The organism is Candidatus Poriferisodalis sp., from assembly GCF_965208485.1.
Classification (GTDB): Bacteria; Actinomycetota; Acidimicrobiia; order Acidimicrobiales; family Poriferisodalaceae; genus Poriferisodalis.
The window spans coordinates 746,031-765,245 of the sequence record NZ_OZ242344.1 but is presented as its reverse complement, the minus strand read 5'-3'; the positions used below and the strand labels follow the sequence as shown (position 1 = coordinate 765,245).

Genomic DNA, 19,215 nt, shown 5'->3' with positions numbered 1-19,215 from the left:
CTGCTGAGCAGATACGCAGATACGCAGATACTGGCGTTGGCTGGAATCGGGACTCAGTCACGGGGCAGGATGCTGCGAGCAACGCTGACAGAGATGCGGATTCGGTCCGCTCCGCCGCTCCGCCGTACTGTGGTGCCCGCGGGCAAGAGGGCAGCGATCTCGCTCACTACCGCATCGGGGACTGCGTGGGTCCCGCCGATGACCCGGACCAGCCCAGGTTCCATCGCTTCGATCAGATCGGCAGTCTCGGGCGGCAGGCTGTCCGGTGCCGTGTACATGACCACTGAGCCCGGTGTGTGTGCTGAGAGCACTGCGGCGATGCCGATGTCGTGGGGATTCCAGCCATTCGCCACGATGACGACGCGTTCACTCGAGGGCATCGGTGCGGAGTGCTGCTCCGGATGCTGAGCGGCCAGCAGTGCAGTGTGAACTCGTGTGGCACCGCTGACGCGCTCGATGGCAGCGTCAGGCGCGGCTGCGCTCAACTGGCCCTCGACGGTTTCGCCGATTGCCGCCGTGCCTCCGATGACGAAGATGCGGCCAGGCGACGCTTGGGCGATGAGCCTGCGCATGCCCGCAGAGAGTTCGTCGGTCGACGTGAAGACGACAGCCGAACGGGGCATTCGGGCCGCGAGCGTCGCAGCGACACCGATGTCGGGAAGGCTCCAGCCGTTCGCCACGATGAGCACGGGGCTGCCAGGGCGCACGCCGTCGAGGGACAATCGCGCAGCGTGGATCGAAGTCTCGATGCGCGTCGCGCCGCCGAATCGCTTGATGTCTGCAAACGGCTCGGACGCGGCGAGCGAGTCGCGCACGGCATCTGAAACCGCGGCCTCACCCCCGACGATCCCGATGAGATGGACGGTGCGAATGTCCAACAGTCCCTGCACTGCTGGCGGGAGGTTGTCCCCCTCGGTGTACGCCACAGCGGCGCCCGCAGTGCGGGCCGCGAGCGTCGCAGCGACTCCGATGTCAGGCGGGTTCCATCCGTTCGCGATGAAGAGCGTGGTTCCGCCCACGCCGTCGATGCCGTTCCCGTTGCCGCCGCCCACGCCGTCGATGCCGTTCCCGTTGCCGCCGCCCACGCCGTCGATGCCGTTCCCGTTGCCGCCGCCCACGCCGCTCCCGCCGTCGCCGGTGTCCGTGACGCCGGTCGGGTCGAGCGCAGCGCTTTGCTGGGGCGTGATCACCGTCCTGCGTTGGATCGGCGGCGCGGCCGCACCAGCGTCGCTGGCCGCTGACTTGACCGGGCCTTGGGCATCGTCGTACACGACTTCGGCTCGCAGCGCGTAGCCCGAATCGGCACGGCTGACGGTATAGAAATGAGATGACGTGTCGGCAATCGGGGTCCATGCGTCACCGGATCTCCTCCGCTGCCATTCCCAGCGCAGGTTCGAGACGCTGCCGTCGGGATCGCTGAGAGTCGCCCGGAGCACCGTGCCGGGCTGCGGCTGGGTCTGCGACAGCGTTACGATGCCGGCTTCGTCCAAGTCGGCGACGATGATCCGGACCCCTCGAGTGACGGTGAAGGTGCCGTCGGACACCTCGACATCGACTTGGTAGATGTTGTCGAGATTCGCATCCGCCGGTGAGTTGGCGTTCGGCCATGCCCGGAAGAGAAGCCGGCCGTGAGCGGAGATCCGGAAGTCGTCAGCGTCCGTTCCGCTGACGTCCCAGCTGTGCTGGCTGCCGAGATCCGGGTCGCTGGCCCGGTAGTACGCAGTGTGACTGCTGCCCTCGTCGACGTGCACCACACGGGGACCGACGATGGCGGGCGCATCGGCTTCGTTGCTGACCGAGACCGTCACCGGCCGCTGGACCCGCTGTCCAGAAGGGTCAGTCGCCGAGACAGTCAGGCGGAACCTGTAGCTGGTTGTGTGGTCCAGCGGGCCGCTGGTGCGGATCTGGCCGCTTGCGGCATCGATTCTGAAGGTGTCGTGAGATATGCCACTCAGTGAGTAGGTGAGCGGATCGCCGTCATCGTCTTCGGCGGTGATCGGGAACCCGACTGCCGTCCCGGCTGTTGCGTTTGCCGGCACCGAACGCTGTGCCTCGGCGACATCTGCGAAGTAGGGGGCAACGTTGCCGGACGGCTGCGCCCGTGCTGGACTGCTCCAAGTGTACTGCGCGGACTTGCTGTCTCCTTCGGGGTCGGTGTAGCTCACCGATGCACGCAGGTATCGGCCTGTGTCGACCGTCGTGGGGGAGTATGAGCCTGACGTCGCGGAACTGATCGGCGACCATGTGCTGCGATTCGGGGACCGCTCCCAAGTCCACACGGCATCGGTCAACCGACCGTCGGGGTCGGCAACTTTGATGTACAGCGACGTGCCGACCTGCGGATACAGGCCCGAGGGCCGCAGCTCTGGCTGCTCATCGACATTGGTGATCCTGACGGAGACGTCGAGTGATGCCTTGTTGTCGCCGTCGAAGGCCTGTACCGACAGCATGTAGGTGTTGTCGCGATTCGAGTCCTGTGCATACTCGAAGTCGGGTGTCTCGGCGAACCGCAGGTAACCGGCGCCGTCGATGGTGAAGCAGCGGCTGTCGGTGCCGGCGACCGACCACTCGACATCGGACGACTCGGGGTCGTCGGCGCGGTAGTAGCCGATGACCGAGTACGTGTCGGTATGCGTCTCCTCTCGTTCGATTTCAGTGGCGCCGGTGACGATCAGTGCTTCGTTCACATCGCGCACGGCGATGCGCACCTGCCGCGACTTCCGCAGCGTGCCGTCGGAGGCATCGACGGTGACTTCGTACACGCCGTCCTGGTTGGCATCGTCGTGCTGCTCGTAGTCGGGTGCTGTGTCCAGGCTCAGGACGCCCTCGTCGCTCAGCGTCAGCGAATCGGAGTCGGGACCCCCGAGCGTCAGGCTCACCTCGAGGCCCTCGGGATCCGTCGCCCGGTATCGACCGATCTCTCCTGAACGGTTCTCGTCCAGGCTGGCGGCACGGGGTCCCAGCAGCACCGGAGCTTCCTCTACCGCTGTCACCGTCACCGTGACCGGCAGCGAGACCGTGTTGGCGTCGTCCGATGCCTGCACGGTGAGGTCATAGGTGTTGTCCCTGCCGCTGTCGGACGGCGACTCGTAGTCGGGCGGGATCACGAACCGGAGCGCACCTTGGCGGTCGATGCGGAAGGCCTGCCTGTCCGTGCCGCCGACGGCCCAGGCGATCTGGGCGTCTTCAGGATCCGCGGCAGAATAGTGCCCCAAGACGATGTCGGCAGTCTCCGGGGAGAATGCGGATTCCGGGCCGCTGACGGTGGGCGCCTCGTCGGCGTCGGTGATCGTCACCGTCACCTCGATCGTCGTGTCGATGGAGGTGTCGGCGTTCTCGTCGCGGTCGGTGCCGTCGTGCACTGACACTGTGACGGAATGGGATTCCTGTGATTCGTGGTCCAGTGTCGTCGCGGTTCGCAGCTGGCCCGTCGATGCGTCAAGCAAGAAATTGGCTGCGTCGGCGCCCCCGAGTGAGTACGTAAGCCGGTCGCCGTCGCGATCGACAGCGACGAACGGTGCGCCCACAGCGGTGCTCACCGCAGAGTTCTCTCGCACGCTGCGCTCGCCGGACTCGGTGGTGCGGAAGATCGGAATGGCGCGGCAGTACGGCAGGTTGAGCCTGTCGAGGTCGTGGCGTCTGACGTACGACAGCGAGCCCGGCACGCAGCCGGTCAATCCGTCGTTGTCGGCGAGCTTGAGTTCTTCCAGATCTCTCAGTTCTTCGAGCCCGATGGGGACATCGCCGCTCAAGCGGTTGTTGCTGAGCCCCAGCCCGGTGAGCTTGGGCAGGTTTCCGAGTGCTGAAGGGATGGCGCCATACAGGTTGTTGCTGCTGAGGTACAGCACCCTGAGATGGGAGAGGCTGCCGAGCTGAGACGGGATGAAGCCGAAGTGCCTGTTCCCGGTGAGGCGAAGTTCTTCGAGATGGGAGAGGTTGCCGAGCTGGGAGGGGATGTGGCCGAGCAGCCCGGTGCCGGACATGCCGAGCTTGCGCAAGCTCGTGAGGTTCCCGATCCAAGAGGGGAGGGCTTGCAGGAAGAAATTGTTGGCGAGATCGAGGGTCTCGAGATTGGAGAGATTGCGCATCCGGGACGGCAGGGGCCGACGCAGTTCGTTGAGACTGAGATCCAGGTGCCGGAGACGGGAGAGGTTGCCGATGGACGACGGGATGGAACCGCGGAGCTCGTTCGCTGCCATGTAGACCGCCACCAGACCGCTCAAGTCGCCGATCCCGGCGGGAATGCTGCCCGTGAGTCCCCTGCCGCTGAGCTGGATCTCGGTGACGCGTCCGCCGGAGATCGTGATCCCGTCCCACTCGGTCATTGCCCGTGACGCTGACCAGTTGAGTCGCCCACTGCCGGCCAGCGTGGACTTGAGGCCGAGCAGTGTCTCGCAATCGGCGACGAGGCTGGTGCTGTCGGACGGGTTGCCCACGGCGGCGCCGCTGCTGCACGTCACTGACTGCGCGGGCGCCGGGGCATGCTGAATCGGCGCTGTCACCCCTGTGAGAGCCAGCATGACCACGGCGACGATGAGTCCCGAGCGCGGTCGGCAGGGCGCGGGCGCGTCACGCTGCACCGAAGTGTTCATGGCAGCTCCCACCAGTCGCGTGGCCGAGATCCCGACCACGCCATCGCCAGCCGAGAACAATCAGAGTACGGGAACAATCAGAGCAAGAGAAGCTATTCGACGTCTCAGCGGCAATCCGAGGAGACTGCGATGAAGCTCACCTGCTCAGATGGTGCGCATCGTGAGCGGATCCGGCGTGTCTGGCTGGGGCGGACCGGTGAGAGCTGATCAGGCTCGACGTTGGGGCGGACGCAGCAGCGTGATCAGGCTCGAGGTGTCCCAGCGGCCGCCGCCGAGCTCTTGGATACGCTTGTAGAACTGGTCGACGAGGGCAGTGACCGGCAACCGAGCGCCGTTGCGCTCGGCCTCGGTCAGCACGATGCCGAGATCCTTGCGCATCCAGTCGACAGCGAAGCCGAAGTCGAACTCGCCGGCGGTCATGGTCGTGCCGCGGTTGGACATCTGCCACGAACCGGCGGCACCCTGGGAGATAGTGGCGAGCACAGCGTCGAGGTCGAGATCGGCGCGGCGGCCGAATTCGAGGCCTTCCGAAAGCGCCTGCACCAGCCCGGCGATGCAGATCTGGTTCACCATCTTGGTGAGCTGTCCCGCTCCCGCTCCGCCGATGAGCGTGGCGGCCCGTGCGTAGGCATCCATGACCGGCCGGGCTCGCTCGAAGTGCTCGTCGGCGCCGCCGCACATGACGGTCAGCACCCCGCCCTGCGCGCCGGCCTCGCCGCCGGACACCGGTGCATCCACGAAGCCCACGCCGCGCTCGCCGCACGCCGCGGACAGCTCCCGCGCGAGGTCAGCCGAAGCGGTGGTGTGATCTACCAGCACAGTGCCGTCGTTCATGGCGCCAAGTGCTCCGTCATCGCCGTAGACGACTGCTCGCACATCGTCGTCGGCGCCGACGCACATCAACACGAACTCGGCGGCCCGAGCCGCATCCGCAGGCGTCGCGGCGATGCGACCCGGATACTCGGCAGACCACCGCTGCGCGACGCTCGCGGTTCGGTTGAAGACAGTGACCCGATGATCGGCCGCGGCGAGGTGACCGGCCATCGGGTAGCCCATCACGCCGAGCCCGATGAAAGCGACATCGGCCGGTTCCGGTCTCGGCTCCGCGCGGCTGCCGCCGGATTGATGGCTGATCGGGTCATCGCTCATGGGAAGCTCTCCCGTCGTCGTGTGTCGAGCGGCGTGCCGCGAGCAGCGCCTTCACCTCGTGCTTGCGCACTTTCCCCAAGGCGGTGCGCGGCAGTTCGTCCAGCCAGATGACGGCCGTGGGGTGCTTGAAGCGTGCGAGCCGTCCGTCGAACAGGCGGAGCAGTTCGGCAGCGGTCTCGTCGTCGGCTTCAGGATCGGGTTCACCTGCGCCAGAGGGCGCACGCACTGCCACGATCACGGGTACTGCCCCCCAACGCTCGTGGGGCACGCCCACAACGGTCGATTCTGCGATGAGATCGGTACCGGAGAGCACTTCCTCGAGTTCGGCGGGATAGATGTTCTCGCCCCCGGAGATGATCAAGTCCGTGCGCCGGTCGTCGATGAAGATCCAGCCGTCGGCATCGGCGTGCCCGATGTCTCCCGTGTGGAACCAGCCGTCGGTGATGGCCTCGGCGGTGGCCTGCTGGTCGTTCCAGTACTCCCGCAGCACGCTCGGCCCGCGTACCCACAGTTCGCCATGCTCGCCTGCAGCGGCATCTCTCCCAGCGTCGCCGACAATCCGCACCTCGCACATGGTCGATGGCTTGCCGCACGAACCCTGATGGTCGGCCGCCTCGTCGCAGCGCAGATGCACCGCAATCGGAGCGGTCTCGGTGGAGCCGTAGATCTGCCCGACCGGCAGCCCGCGATCGAAGTACGGCCGGGTGACTGCTGCGGGCACCGGCGACGAGCCCGTCATGATCCCGCGCAGCGAGCTGAGATCTGCCGTGGGGAATCGCGGATGGCCCGACACGGCGGCGAGCGCGGCCGGGACCAGCACGGTCCACGTGGGCTGCCATTCCTCGACATCGTCCAAGAACAGCCCCGCATCGAAGGCGCGCTGCAGCCGCACCGCCGCACCGCCCAGCAGAGCAGGGAGGGTCTGGATGTTGAGCCCGCCCACATGGAACAGCGGGATGGTCGTGAGCACTCGATCCTGGCTGGTGAGGCTGTGGGCGTGGGTCGAGTTGACGGCGTTGGCCGACATTGCCGCCTGATCCAGCAGCGCGCCCTTGGGATGACCGGTGGTGCCCGACGTGTAGGCGAGCAGCACGGGGTGAGCCGGCGTGCCCCGGCGCGGCGGGGCTGCACCCGGTGCACTGAAGCAATCGGGCTCGTCGGGCACGACGTGAAGATCGCAGTGCGTGCCGACCGAGGCGGCGTGCTCGGCAAAGGCCGAATCCACTGCCAACAGGGCAGGCCCGGCGTGGTCGAGGATCCAGCGGTGCTCGGGCGGGGCGAGGCGCGAGTTCAGCGGCAGGTATATGGCGCCCAGCCACGAGCATCCGAGCATCAGCCGCAGCGCGGCAGGCCGGTTCGGGCCGAGCCACGCCACCCGGTCGCCTTCGCCGATGCCGGCGTGTGCCAGCCAGCCTGCAGTCGCAGCGATCTGGTCGGCGAAGGCGCGGTAGCTGTGCTCGGCCCCCTCGAACGACACGGCAACAGCGTCCGGGCGATGGTCGGCCCATCGCTCGATGCGCGCCGCGAGGGCGCCGCTGTCCGACAGCGGTGCCGTGTCGCTCACGATGCGTGTCGGCATCCCACAGAATGACGATCTGCGGTCAGGCAGCCGTCGGCCCAGCCTCTCAGGCCAGCTCGCCTTGCAGCCGGCCGTCGGTCACGACCGCCTCGCCGTCGAGGAACACGCTGTGATTGCGCATCGGCAGGTCGAAATGGCCCAGCGTGTGGCGGCCGGCGTGCTCATTCGCCCCGGTGGAGTACAGGAAGTTCCCTGCGAAGGCCCGCTGCTCGGTGCCGTTGGTCTGGCTGCGGTCGTACATCGACAGGGTGTCCCAGCGAGCGCCGGGGTTCATGCCCCATCCCACGTGGCTGGTGGCGTACGCCTCGCGGTCGCCCCAGGCATCGGTGTAGCTGCGAAACAGTGCGGCGTCGGTGCCGGCACCCTCGACGTCGACGACGTAGTCGTCGTCGATGTGCAGCGTGACCGGCGACTCGATGTAACGCTTGAAGGTGAGGTTCATGTCGCCGCGGTCCATCACGATGGTGCCGTTGACCGTCCCGGCCTTCGGGAAGGCGAGGCACAGCCCGCCGGGCCAGTGGCTGATGGTTCCCGGTCGTGACGTGTAGCCCCAGCCGCCACCGCACGGCGCCCCGCTGACGTCGACGGTGAGATCGGTGCCGGCCGCCGAGGTGACCTTCATCTCCGATGCCCCGATCAGCTTGCGGATGCCGATCTTGACCTTCGGCTCGAGGTCGGGCTGGGGAAGCAGCCGCTCCAGCGCCTCAGGGTGCTCGTTGGAGACCATGAGGATCCGCGTGCCCTCGCCCAGGATCGAACCGAGCTCGGGCGCGTGCAGCAGCCCCTCCACGGTGCAGTCGACGACGAAGTCCACCGCGCCCAGGGCTGCCATCACCGCCGTCGAGCCGGCGATCGCATCGGATGCGCCGGTGGAGCGCACCGGCACGGGTGCGGACTGGCGCGGCGTGGGCACAATGACATGGATCGGCGGTGTGCCCAGGCGATCCAGTGCCAGCTCCGCCAGGTTCACGTTGACGGCCCGGCTCTGGCTCTCCGAGAGGATGGCGGCGGTCTGGGATCCCTCGACGTCGCACATCTCGAAGACCGACGCGAATGCGTCGATCCACTTCGCCTCGATTCGCTCAACCAGCATCTGGTCCTCCTGGCGCGCACACGGGTCCGGTGTCCGACAACACCGTCGCGGCAAAGCTAGATGGTCATCACCGCTGTGGATGCTGCCTGCCCGCCAGAAGCAGTCGACGCAAGGCCCCGAGTGAGACGTCGGCGGTCCGACCGGGTCGGCTGTCGTGGGCTTGTCGACTGGTTGAGCTTTCGCGTCTTGGTGGGATTTGGGCTGTTGGGCCCGGTGGCATCAGCCTCTGATGCGAGCGATCACATGCCCATGGGTGCGGGCCGCTCGGTCGCCGACGCATTGGCGGCCGGACGGGACGAGTCCGAAGTGCAGCGAAGCTTGTCGTCGATCTCGGTGGAGGCGCTGCGATCCTCGAGGCTGTTCAGGCTGAGATGCAGCGCATCCTGCGCGACATCTGCACTGTTCAGGCGCATTTGATGGTGTCTGCGGTCGTCTATGGGCAGTACGGTCAGATACTGCTCGGCATGACCGAAGGCGGAGCGCTCCTTTGAGGCCCAGAGCCTGATCTTTCGTGGTGCAAACGTGATCATCCTCGCCAACGATCAGACGACGACCGTCGCGCAGCGCACTGACGGGCCGAGCGGGCTGTGGGTGCGGCTTGACGAGTTGCAGAGGGCCACGGGCTGGCAGCTGAAGCCCGAAGGGGCGTGCCTCGGCGAGCTCTGCGTGCCGCTGCCCGAAACGAAGCGGGAGGCGTGGATCGCAGACGCCGACGACTGGGTGTGGCTTCACTACTCGGCCTTCGCCGACATGATCGGCCAGCGGTACGTGCGCGACGGCGACGTGTGGAGTGTGGGATCTGTGCCCGAGGTGCGGCGCGTCGGGCTGGAGTCCGGGATCGCCCCCGATTTCGAGATGGTCGAGCGCAACGGCAACACCCTGCGGCTGTCCGACCTGCGCGGCCGCAAGGTGGTGCTGTTCACCTGGTCGTCCTGGTGAGGCTGCCGCGTCAGCCTGCCCGTGTGGCAGGAACTGTACGAATCGATCGGCGCGGACAAGTTTGAGCTGATCAGCGTGGCGCAGGACTCGGGTGGCGAGGAGGCCGTGGCAAAGTGGTTCGACCGGGCTTCGCCCACATATCGCTGTGTCGTCGATCCGACGCACCGGATCAGCTCACTGTTCGGCTGGGTGAATGTGCCCTCGGCGGCCTGGATCGACGAGGAGGGCCACATCGTTCGCAGCAACGAGGGCGTCTACCCCGCCGAGACGACCATCAAGTTCGGCCTCGGCAAGGTTCGGCTGGGCGACAATGCATTCGCTCAGGCCACCCGCGACTGGATCGAGCGGGGAGCTGACAGCGAGCATGTCTGGTCGAGCGTGGACCTCGCTTCCCGGCTCAAGCCCATCGATGATGACTCGTTGCTGGCCGAAGCCACGTTCAAGCTGGCGCTCTACTTCGAGGCGGTCGGCGACAGCGAGCGGGCGCTGAAGCACTTCGCTGATGCACAGGAGCTGGCCCCCGACAACTGGAACTACCACCGGCAGGGATGGACCCACAAGGGGACCGTCTACGCCTACCTGCAAGTGCTGAAGAAGTCGAACAACCTCCGCAAGCACACCGACAAGAGCTACTACGACCCGATGGAGCTGCCTGGCGAGGACTACCGCCGCTTCACCGAGCCCGAGTGGTTCTGGACGCCAGCCGTCCGCCGGGTCAAGAGCCTGCTCAGCCGCTAATCGCCACCGCCGGCGCCCGCGACCTCGGGATTTCGTCGCTGGCTGTGGTTCTCTGCGGCGCTATCGCAATACGATAAAGGTATGACGAAGCGTCGGATTACCTTGACGATCGATGCAGATCTCCTTGAAGAAGCCCGTTCTGCGGTGAGCGACGGTGACGCTTCGTCGGTGAGTGCCTGGGTGAATCAGGCGATGGCAGACAAGAGCGAGCACCGGCAACGCCTCAAGGCGCTCGGCGAGGCAATCGCCGACTACGAGGCCGAATTCGGCAAGATCACCCCCGAAGAGCGCGAAGAACAGCGCCGCCTCGATCGCGAAGAGGCAGAGCGGTTTCGTATCGAGTGGCAACAGCGGAGAGCCGAGCGTGAGCTTGGTGCTTGACGCGGGCGCGTTCATCGCCCTGGAGCGCAATGATCGGGCGCTGTGGCGAAGGGTTGACGATGCACACCTCGACGGCAGCCCGCCCCTGACCCATGGCGGCATTGTGGCGCAGGTGTGGCGGGGAGGCTCAGGACGCCAATCCCGATTGGCAAAGGCCCTGCTCGGCACCATTGTCGTACCGCTCGACAACGGCCTCGGCCGCCGAGCCGGCGTCTTGCTGGCACGGGCCGGACTGGGCGACGCCATCGACGCTGCGCTGGTCGCCTTGTGCCGACCCGGCGACCAGATCGTGACTTCTGATCGTCACGACCTCGCGGCGCTCGCAGATGCGGCCCGACTTCGCGTGGATTTCATATCCGCCTGACGTCCCTGGGTGACAGTTGTGGACGCGGTCGATCCCCGGGTGCTGTCAGCTCGACTGCTCGGCTGACGCCTCTGCTGGACGATTGGAGATCGTCGGCTCGCGGGCGAGCCGGCGGCGCCAGTCGGCGATCGTGCTCTCCGGCACACCGAGGACATGCGCCGCTGCACGGTCAATGATGCGCCTGCCCTCGCATTTCTCTCCATCTCTCAGCGGTAGCAGCTCGATATCGCAGGCCTGTTCGTATGCCGCCAGCAAGCCCTCCCATCCGGGATTCGCAGGCGACGGCACAGGGATGCTCCGCAGTTGGTCGAGCGACCATGACGGATAGGTGAGCTTCTTGCTTCGGCGATTCAGGAGCATCAGGCGAACGGGTGTGCTGTTCCACCAGGCACAGAGCGACTTCGCCTCGATATCTTCTTCGACGCCGACAGGGACCCATCCCGAGCCGACAGAAGGCGTGTCGCTGTACACCGCCACGAGCCTTCCTGAGACTGTGTCGTGCTTGTTGGCGACCAGCAGTCTGCTCCGCTGCGCCCAATAGCGCTCGGCCAGATGTTCCTTGCCGGGGCGCGGTTCTATGACCTGCTCCGGTGCGCCGCGCATCGTCGTGCGTACCCTTGACGAGATCGACCAGAAGGCTTCGTAGCTCACAGCTGATCCGTCGGCCTGAAGGCATCCTGAATGCGTCGGCCATCCGGGCCGACGTAGCGTTTCTGATGGACGCACTCAAGCCGATGTTGATTCAAGCGCAGACGCTCACTCATGGTCGATCTCGCTTCCGGAAGGCATCTTGAATCCGCTGTCCTCCGGGACCGACATCGTGGCGCGTGATGGCGGGTTCGAGTTCATTGTTCGAAACGCTCCGCGGATTGCCCGACCATCGGGCCCGAGCCTGTGTCCGGGTTTGAGGGGTAGAAGGCGCCTCTGATCGCCTGGCCTGAGGGGCCGTACCCCCCCCCCCCCCCCCTTAGGAGCATCGGCCAAGCCGGACATGTTGAATGCCCCGGTCTCCAGCGACAGAGCAATGTCGGCGAGGCTTCCGTCGTACCACTGCACGGGCGACCAATCGCCAGCGCGGACGCGCTCGGATGGCCACAGTGTGAGGTTGCCCCACTCACCGGGATTGCCGCCTGCGATTGCATCGGCCGCAGCGAGGGCCTCGGCGGGCGTCGACGGCATCTTGCGAAGTGATACGAACCGGGTCGGCGGATCGCTTGCGGGCGAATTCGACTGCTCATCTCGACGCCGGGCGACGAGCAAGCACTCGTGAATGCCGGTGTTCTCGGAGAAGTTGATGTTCTTCGGATCGTGCGAGGTGATGACTGTCTCGATGCGCAGCCGGTCTGCGAGGAAGCGGCGTTCGTTCTGCCCTGACGAGGCGGTGCATGCAGTCGTGGGCACCACTGATGCAACGGTTGCATTGCGAGATGCCGACATTCGCTCCACGATCGGCGTGAAATAGGTGCGGATGCTGTTGGCATCGATGGTCGCGCCGGCTTCCGGGTCGAACTGCAGCAGCACATCGCGCAGCCCGAGTTCGTGCCGCTGCATGGCTTGCTTCTGAGCCGGCGAGAACTGCGAGTTCTTCTTCACGTTGTTGGTGAACGGCGGATTCATGATCACCAAGTCGATGTCCCGGATGGGGAATTCGGCCCCGGAGTCAGTGAGCTGTGCGCCCACGCTTCGGGCGTCGCCGTGTTGCACGAGGTTTCGCAGCGACGCCTGGGAATCGGCGAAGCCGAGCACCTCCAGTGTTCCCGCCATCATCGACCCATCGGATTGCGGGCCGTGCCTGAGCGTGAACAAGTTCATCTTGCGGTAGTCGACTGTTGGAGCACCCAAGGTGAAGTTCGATGCAGCGAACTGGATTGCCGGCAAGTTGATGTCGAGCCCGTGGAGCACGTTCTCGACGACCGCTTTGTGCAGTTCGGTTTCGCTGGAGTCAGTCTCGTCGCCGCTGGGGTGTTGGTCAGACTCCCGGACCCGCTGTTTGAGCACCCGCAGCGCCGCCATGAGGAGCGTGCCGGTGCCGCAGGCAGGGTCCATGATCCGCAGCCGGGCGATCTGTTCGGAATCGGACCAGTCGACGAATTCCTCGTCGATAGCCAGACGCGCCAGCATGAGAGCTGACAAGTTCTTGGTGTAGAAGGCGCCGTACGCCGCTGCGTTGGGCAGGATGCGGTGGTACAGCGGGCCAGCGTGGTCATAGCCCATCTCGCTGAGAGAGTCGGCAGTGCGGTTCGCGCACTCGGCCAATCCTCGCAACGCCTCGACTGCGAACGGCCGCGGCGGCAGTTGCTTGAGCACAGCAAGCGCTGATCCGAACACCGGCTCGTAATCGTGTTCGAGAATCCGCTCCCACCCGTCTGCCAGTATCGCCGCCGGGTCCGACGCCCCAGTCACGCGGGCCAAGTCGGCGATATCGCTAAACCGGGGCACCTCGCGCAAACGACGGTGCAGCAGGCAGGCATTGACCAGCACGAGCGCAGCGACTTTGCAGATGTCGGTCTTGTTGGCGTCGTCAACAGTGAGACTGCCGAGTGCACCCGCCAGAGGCCCCGCGAGGTCGCCTTCACTGAAGCGAGCACCAGCGAACGTCACGGCAAGCCCCAGATCGTCCGCCACGAGTTTGCCTGCCGACCCCAGGCCCGACGCGGCAACGACATGCGCGTAGATGGCAGCACCCGCCTTGTGCAGGTCGAACTTGAGCTGTCGGGGCTCTTCGGCGCTCTCAGCGCCATCGTTCGAATCGCCTGCGACTCCCTCCGGCGGCGGGCGAGTGATCTCACCTACCTTGACGAAGCGGGCTGGAGTTTCGGCGAGGCGAGTGTCGTGGGCCTGCAGCGCCCTCAAGACCTGGCCGACTGATTCGTAGCCGCGGCCCCCCGCTTCAAGTGCTGTGGCCAGGTCTTCACCCGGTGGCACCGGGACCGGAATCACGATGTAGCCGAGTTTCTTGCCTTCGGCGCGACGCATGACTCGGCCGACAGCTTGCACGATGTCAACTTGGCTGTCGCGAGGCTCCATGAACACCACGGCATCCAGCGAGGGCACGTCCACGCCTTCGGTCAGCAGCTTCGCATTGCAGATCACGCGAGCGCACTGGTCGGTACGAGTTCGTTCGAGCTTGCGCAGTTCCTCACTGCGCTCGAAGGCCGGCGCAGTTCCGTCAAGGTGAGTCGCTTCGACCTTGGTGGCCCCTTCCGCTTCCCCGCCAGCGCGCCGGCGCCGGGTGATGAGGGCTCGTAGCTGCGAGTCAGCAAGGCCCATCGCATAGAACTTTGATCTGGCGATGGAATTCGCGAAGGCGATAGTGCGATCAAGCCGTTCGGGCACCTCCAGGTCGCTTCCCTCGGCCATGCCGTTGATGGCGAGCGACGTCCCGAGCAGCCGCTGCAGGTCTTCGATGCTGACCACCAGCGGCTTTTGGGCACCGTTCTGTGTCTGCGACTCGGCTGACGCGTCGCCCAGATCGATGAGCCGCTGCCGCATGCCTGCCGGAACAGCGCTGTCGTGAACGCCCAAGACGATCACCCGGTAGTCGGCCAGCATGTTGGTTTCGACTGCCTCTTTGAACGACAGGCGCTCCAGCTCGGGGCCATAGACGTGCAGGTCGTTCATGTCGACGGTCTCGATTCCACGTCCAGCAAGCGATGCCTTGGACGTGGCTGTGTAGATCCGCGGAGTAGCCGTCATGTAGAGCCGCTTGCGGGCTCGCAGGCGGCCATCGTCGTGGACCGACTGGAAGCCGCTGTCCCGCAGGCTTCCTGCTCCGTCGGAAATGGCCCCGGTTGTGCGGTGCGCCTCGTCGCAGAGAACGAGATCGAATGCGCCGGCTGCGTGCTGTTCTTGGGCATCGCAGAGGCGGTGCAGTGACTGGTACGTGCAGAACACGACACGAGTCACATCGGTGTCGCGGGCAGGATCCAGCAACTCCCCGAGCTGCTGCGGCGACGTCGTCACCGGGCATTCCAGCTCAGAAACCCGCATCTCGGTTGCGCTCTCCGAGCGACCACCGGCGGATTCGTCGGAGCAGACGACGACGCACTCAAGGGGTCGCGTGGTGTGCAGCAGCCATTCTCGGCGCGCCTGTGCCACCAGTGCGATGCTCGGTGCCACGAATGCGATGCGCCCGCCGTCAGGGACCACGCTCTCCGCGATGCGCAGCGATGTGAATGTCTTGCCGGTACCGCAGGCCATGATCATGCGGCCACGGTCGTGGTGCGACAAGCCTTCGACGACCTTGTCGATTGCCTCGCGTTGGCGTGGCCAAGGCGCACGTACTGGCCGTTCCTGCAGCTTTTCGCTGATCTTCTCGAACTCGTGCTGCAGGAAGTCGATCCTGCGGACCGACGATCCCAGGCTGTCGACCTGTGCAATCGCGTTGTCAGTCCAAGGCGATGTCGTGACGATCCAACGCATCGCGAATACGGGCAGATCGGCGGCGTCGATCGCCTGCGACTGGCTCAGGAACGAGTCGATGTCAGCCTTGGCGACCCGTCGCTTGGGTGCGTAGCACTTGCATTGGATGGCGATGTGGCTGCCGTCGCGGTGACGGGCGACAAGATCGATGCCCGTGTCTTTGCCGCTGAGGCCAGTCAGCCGTTGGCGTTCGCGCCACCGTCCCCAGTGCTCAATCTCATCGATCTCGTATTCAGGGCTCTCGAGGAAAACGATCTTGACGAGTTCTTCAAACCAGCGCCCCTTCTCGGACTCGTCACGGCTGGTGGTGCGAATGCGATCGATGACCTCGCCGACCGTGACAAGCGCCTCGACCGGCGGCTCGGATTCAGTATCCGAAGGGGGGGGGGGGGGGGGGTACCTACGAAGGGGAGGCTCAACGAGGCAAGGTCGATGTCCTCACGACGCATTCCGCGGGTCGCGGACGGCGTGAGCGTGATCTCGTCGGCGTCTGCGGTGACCTGAGGTGGGGATGTCTCGCTCATCGATGCCTCCTGTTGACCCGGCAATTGTGGTCGAGAGGAACCCTGCGATGCACGCTCATCTGTTGCAGCGGGCTAGGACTTGTCGGCGGTGGGCTTGTTGACGATCATGGCGACCAGCAGGCAGATGCCAGCGGCGCCGAGTATGAGCGCCGAGTAGGCGGTGTCGTCGTGGATGCCTTGGTCGAACCAGTCGTTGAAGTAGGTGGTGGCGAGCGCGTCCAGGCACATCGCCGGCGCGAGCAGGGCGATCGCGGCTGAGCTGCGCCATTGCCGAGGTGTCTGCAGCACCCGGAAGCACACGAACATCGTGATCAACGTGATGATCGTGCCGACGATCAGCCAGGCCCACCACACCGTGCGGGACACCGACGGCTCGTAGCTGTCGGTGAAGATCAGCAGGAACAGCCCTAGGAACACGGCCCAGCCGACGACGGCGATCACCATCATCAGGACCATGTGCTGGATGTAGGTGAGTCGGCTCTGTACGGGCATCGATGCTCCCGTGGCGAATTGGGTCAGGAGGCAGGAACGGTGACGGTGACAGTGTTGTCGATCGGCGCTCCGTTGTGGGTCAGTGTGGCGTGATCGTTGGCTGACAGTTCGACGCGGACTTCGCGTTCACCCGGTTCGAGACCGGACAGGTGGTACCAGAGCCCGTACAGACGGTTGATCTTCACCCCGTCGACATAGAGGTGCAGGTGGCCTTCGCCCTCGATGTGCTCAGTGGAGGCCCGCTCGGGGGCGAGTCGGAAATTCTCCAGGCTGATCTGTACGTTCCATCCGCTGCTGGGATCTGCCGTGACCTCCAGGGCCACCATCGGCGCCGGGCCGTCGGCGGCGACCTCTCGGGTCGTGCTGTGGTCGTGGCCGGCGTCGGGATCGTCGAGCGATCCTCCGCTCGATTCCTCGTCGTGAATGTGGATCTCACCGTCGTCGTGAATGTGGACCGACGTAGCAGGCGCGTCGGTGGGGATCGTCGCCGCCGTCAAGTCGGGCTCGCTGCCACCGCAGGCGGATACGAGAGCCGCCGTTGCCATGGCCGGAACAAGGAGTCTTCGCCAGCGCATCGCCAAGATGCCTCCACAGCCGTCAGGAAGCAGGCTCGGCCGAATGTCTATCTGGCGTCTCGGTCAGTTCGTGGGCAGTGCGGTGCAGACCGACACCAGCAGGTCGAGCGCTTTGCGGTAGGCGGTCACGTCCACGCCGAGCGCTCCGAAGATGCGCAGTTCCTTGTAGACGATGTGGTCGGGGTCGAAACCTGGCGTCTCGGGTGAGCCGCGTGTGCCGGCCAGCACGATCGTGCCGCCCGGGCGGGCGAGCTGGACCGCCTGTGCCAACGCCGCCGGTGCCTTCGCGGTGACGTCCACGACCACGGCGGCCTTGGCCCCGGCGGCGTCACGCAGCGCCCGGTTGGGATCGTCAACCGCCACATCCACCGCCAGATCGGCGCCGAAGGCCGAGGCAAGAGCCAAGCGCTCGGCATCTCGCTCGCCGAGGCCGGTGACCATCACAAAGCCGGCACCGGCCTCCTTCACCGCGGCCGCAGCGCAGAGCCCGCGCACACCCGGACCCAGAATCACCACGACATCGCCGGGCTGGGTATCGGGGATCTCGACCGCCCAGCGGATTCCCGCCCCGAGCGGGTTGAACAGTGTCGCTGTGACCGGGTCGAGCTCGTCGGGCACCGCCATCAGCATCGAGTCGGGCCGCAGGTACAGGTGCGAGGCGTAGCCACCGCCCAATCCCGGAGGCGAGTCGGCGTCGGTGAAGCCGACCATGGTCGCCAGGCCGTTCCGCTCGCATCGCCGGTAGAGCCCGGCTCGGCACTGGTCGCAGTTGCGGCACGACAGGAACACCTCGACGGCCACCCGCTGCCCGGCGCTCACACCCCATCGCTCAGCGGCGGCATCGCCCAACTCCTCGACAACGCCGATCACCTCGTGCCCGGGAATGAATGCGTGCCGATTGGTGATGTGGCCCGTGTATTGCTCGTGGTCGGTGCCGCACAGGCCGCAGGCTTCAACTTGCAGCAGTCCGTCGTCAGCGCCGACATCGGGCAGCTCGAAGCTGTGCTGTTCAAACGATCGCGGCTCGGTGAGCACCAGCCCGGTTGCAGAGGTCATGCATGCGCCACCATGAGTCGGCTGCGCTGCCGAACGCGAAGCCGTCATCACGCTATTGCTTCACCGGTCCAGTGGTCAGCCGTACGCTGCGGCAATGACGCCGACCATCACCGAGGTGACTGCTGCTCGGCTGCGGCGGCCGGAGGTGCTCGGGCGCACTGCTCCCGCCACCGTGTCGTGGGACTTGACCGGGATGATGCACCCGCTGTCCTCTGACAGCGCGTTCGCCGGTCAGGCCAGCCGGTTTGAACCATCGTGGGACGAGGTGCTGTGCGTTGTGGCTGCTTCCGACGGCAGCTTCGGTGTGGGCATGACGTGTCACGCCGGGCCTGTGGTCCCGATCGTCAACGACTTCTTCGGGCCGATGATCGTGGGCGAGAGCACACTGGCCACCGAACGGCTGTGGAACATGATGAGCCGCAGCGCCAACAGCGCATTCGGAGCAGCGGGGCTCGCGGCCTACGCGCTCAGCGCTGTCGACCTGGCACTGTGGGATCTCAAGGGCAAGATCCTCGACCGACCCGTGTACGAGCTCGTGGGCGGGCCTGCCCGCGAACGCACCCGCTGCTACGCCACCGGCAACGACCTCGACGATGCGCGCCGTCGGGGTTTCGACGCGTTCAAGCTGGCCGGCTCGGTCGGGCCTGGCTCAACCACGGCGGGTATCACCGAGACCGAGCGCCTCGTGGCGAACGCACGCGCAGAGCTCGGCGCCGATGCAGATCTCATGCTCGACTGCTGGTCAACGCTGGACGCGTCGTACACGGTGCGACTCGGCGAGGCACTGGCGTCGTACCGGCTGACGTGGATCGAGGATTACGCCCCACCCGATGACTGGCCGGGGTTCGCCGACGTGCGCCGCAGGTTGCCGACGCAGATGCTGGCAGCGGGTGAGCGCTGGCTCTCAGACCGGGCGTTCGCCTACGCAGCACAGCATCGCTTGGTCGATGTGCTGCAGCCCGATATCCAATGGGTGGGCGGCGCCACCGCTGCGCTGCGGATCGCAGCGATCGCAGCGGCGTCAGGAATCGAGCTGGCCCTGCACGCAGGGTGCAATGACAGCTACGGCCAGCACCTCAGCCACGCGCTGCCGCAGAACCGCTGGGCGGAGATGTATGTGGGCTGCCCGCCCGGCGAATCGCTGATGAACGCGTGGCGGTCTACTCCCGGCATGTCCTTGCCTGACGACGGTTGGCTGGTGCCCAGCGGCGCGCCTGGCTTCGGCATCGAGTTGACGCGGGACCAGATCGGTGAAGCGACGTCCTAGCCCAACAGCGGCAACCCTCCGGGCGATGGCTTGAAGACCGCGGT

Annotated in this window: 14 protein-coding genes and 1 pseudogene; 6 read left to right on the top strand and 9 right to left on the bottom strand. The window is 66.0% G+C overall.

Features of this window, described 5'->3' with window-relative positions:
• Positions 1–53: 53 nt before the first annotated feature.
• The 4 genes from ACOGXQ_RS03625 to ACOGXQ_RS03610 all read right to left on the bottom strand — a co-directional run bounded on the left by ACOGXQ_RS03625 (position 54) and on the right by ACOGXQ_RS03610 (position 8,413).
• A complete protein-coding gene (locus ACOGXQ_RS03625; RefSeq protein WP_419946088.1) occupies positions 54–4,592 on the bottom strand; it encodes a cadherin domain-containing protein in 4,539 nt (1,512 codons plus the stop codon).
• A gap of 207 nt (positions 4,593–4,799) precedes the next feature.
• Entirely contained in the window at positions 4,800–5,741 is a 942-nt protein-coding gene (locus ACOGXQ_RS03620; protein WP_419946087.1) for an NAD(P)-dependent oxidoreductase, read from the bottom strand.
• Complete coding sequence (locus ACOGXQ_RS03615; protein ID WP_419946086.1) at positions 5,731–7,305, bottom strand: class I adenylate-forming enzyme family protein; 1,575 nt, start codon at positions 7,303–7,305, stop codon at positions 5,731–5,733. The genes ACOGXQ_RS03620 and ACOGXQ_RS03615 overlap by 11 nt, the downstream gene beginning before the upstream one ends.
• Before the next feature lie 61 nt (positions 7,306–7,366).
• Positions 7,367–8,413, bottom strand: a complete 1,047-nt coding sequence (locus tag ACOGXQ_RS03610) for a peptidase M29 (RefSeq protein ID WP_419946085.1) — start codon at positions 8,411–8,413, stop codon at positions 7,367–7,369.
• A 278-nt stretch (positions 8,414–8,691) separates the two neighbouring features.
• On the opposite strand from ACOGXQ_RS03610, the gene ACOGXQ_RS03605 reads away from it, so the two are divergent.
• The 4 genes from ACOGXQ_RS03605 (at position 8,692) to ACOGXQ_RS03590 (ending at position 10,835) form a co-directional block, all read left to right on the top strand.
• Positions 8,692–8,904, top strand: coding sequence for a hypothetical protein (locus ACOGXQ_RS03605; protein ID WP_419947332.1), 213 nt, complete (start codon positions 8,692–8,694; stop codon positions 8,902–8,904).
• Positions 8,905–8,935: 31 nt separating this feature from the next.
• A complete protein-coding gene (locus ACOGXQ_RS03600) occupies positions 8,936–10,090 on the top strand; it encodes a redoxin domain-containing protein (protein ID WP_419946084.1) in 1,155 nt (384 codons plus the stop codon).
• 81 nt (positions 10,091–10,171) lie between these two features.
• A complete protein-coding gene (locus ACOGXQ_RS03595; protein WP_419946083.1) occupies positions 10,172–10,471 on the top strand; it encodes a hypothetical protein in 300 nt (99 codons plus the stop codon).
• Entirely contained in the window at positions 10,455–10,835 is a 381-nt protein-coding gene (locus ACOGXQ_RS03590) for a twitching motility protein PilT (RefSeq protein ID WP_419946082.1), read from the top strand. The genes ACOGXQ_RS03595 and ACOGXQ_RS03590 overlap by 17 nt, the downstream gene beginning before the upstream one ends.
• Positions 10,836–10,880: 45 nt before the next feature.
• On the opposite strand, the gene ACOGXQ_RS03585 is transcribed toward ACOGXQ_RS03590, so the two are convergent.
• The gene (locus ACOGXQ_RS03585) at positions 10,881–11,486 is read right to left on the bottom strand and encodes a hypothetical protein (RefSeq protein ID WP_419946081.1); all 606 of its coding nucleotides are present in this window, start codon (positions 11,484–11,486) and stop codon (positions 10,881–10,883) included.
• A 105-nt stretch (positions 11,487–11,591) separates the two neighbouring features.
• On the bottom strand, positions 11,592–15,437 hold the full coding sequence (locus ACOGXQ_RS03580) for a DEAD/DEAH box helicase family protein (protein WP_419947331.1): 3,846 nt from the start codon (positions 15,435–15,437) through the stop codon (positions 11,592–11,594).
• On the opposite strand from ACOGXQ_RS03580, the gene ACOGXQ_RS03575 reads away from it, so the two are divergent.
• Positions 15,372–15,761, top strand: coding sequence for a hypothetical protein (locus tag ACOGXQ_RS03575; RefSeq protein WP_419946080.1), 390 nt, complete (start codon positions 15,372–15,374; stop codon positions 15,759–15,761). The two genes, ACOGXQ_RS03580 and ACOGXQ_RS03575, sit on opposite strands and share 66 nt — an antisense overlap.
• A gap of 92 nt (positions 15,762–15,853) precedes the next feature.
• On the opposite strand, the gene ACOGXQ_RS03570 is transcribed toward ACOGXQ_RS03575, so the two are convergent.
• The 3 genes and pseudogenes from ACOGXQ_RS03570 to ACOGXQ_RS03560 form a co-directional block, all read right to left on the bottom strand.
• Positions 15,854–16,273 carry a DUF5367 family protein gene (locus ACOGXQ_RS03570; protein ID WP_419946079.1) on the bottom strand — a complete coding sequence of 140 codons (420 nt, stop codon included), beginning with the start codon at positions 16,271–16,273 and terminating at the stop codon, positions 15,854–15,856.
• Between the two features lie 23 nt (positions 16,274–16,296).
• Positions 16,297–16,818 (bottom strand): hypothetical protein, encoded by a 522-nt coding sequence (locus tag ACOGXQ_RS03565; RefSeq protein WP_419946078.1) that lies wholly within the window; start codon positions 16,816–16,818, stop codon positions 16,297–16,299.
• A gap of 120 nt (positions 16,819–16,938) precedes the next feature.
• A pseudogene (locus ACOGXQ_RS03560) lies at positions 16,939–17,904 on the bottom strand (zinc-dependent alcohol dehydrogenase); the annotation flags it as partial.
• 94 nt (positions 17,905–17,998) lie between these two features.
• Here ACOGXQ_RS03560 and ACOGXQ_RS03555 point away from each other — a divergent pair.
• Positions 17,999–19,171 carry an enolase C-terminal domain-like protein gene (locus ACOGXQ_RS03555; RefSeq protein WP_419946077.1) on the top strand — a complete coding sequence of 391 codons (1,173 nt, stop codon included), beginning with the start codon at positions 17,999–18,001 and terminating at the stop codon, positions 19,169–19,171.
• Positions 19,172–19,215: the final 44 nt, after the last annotated feature.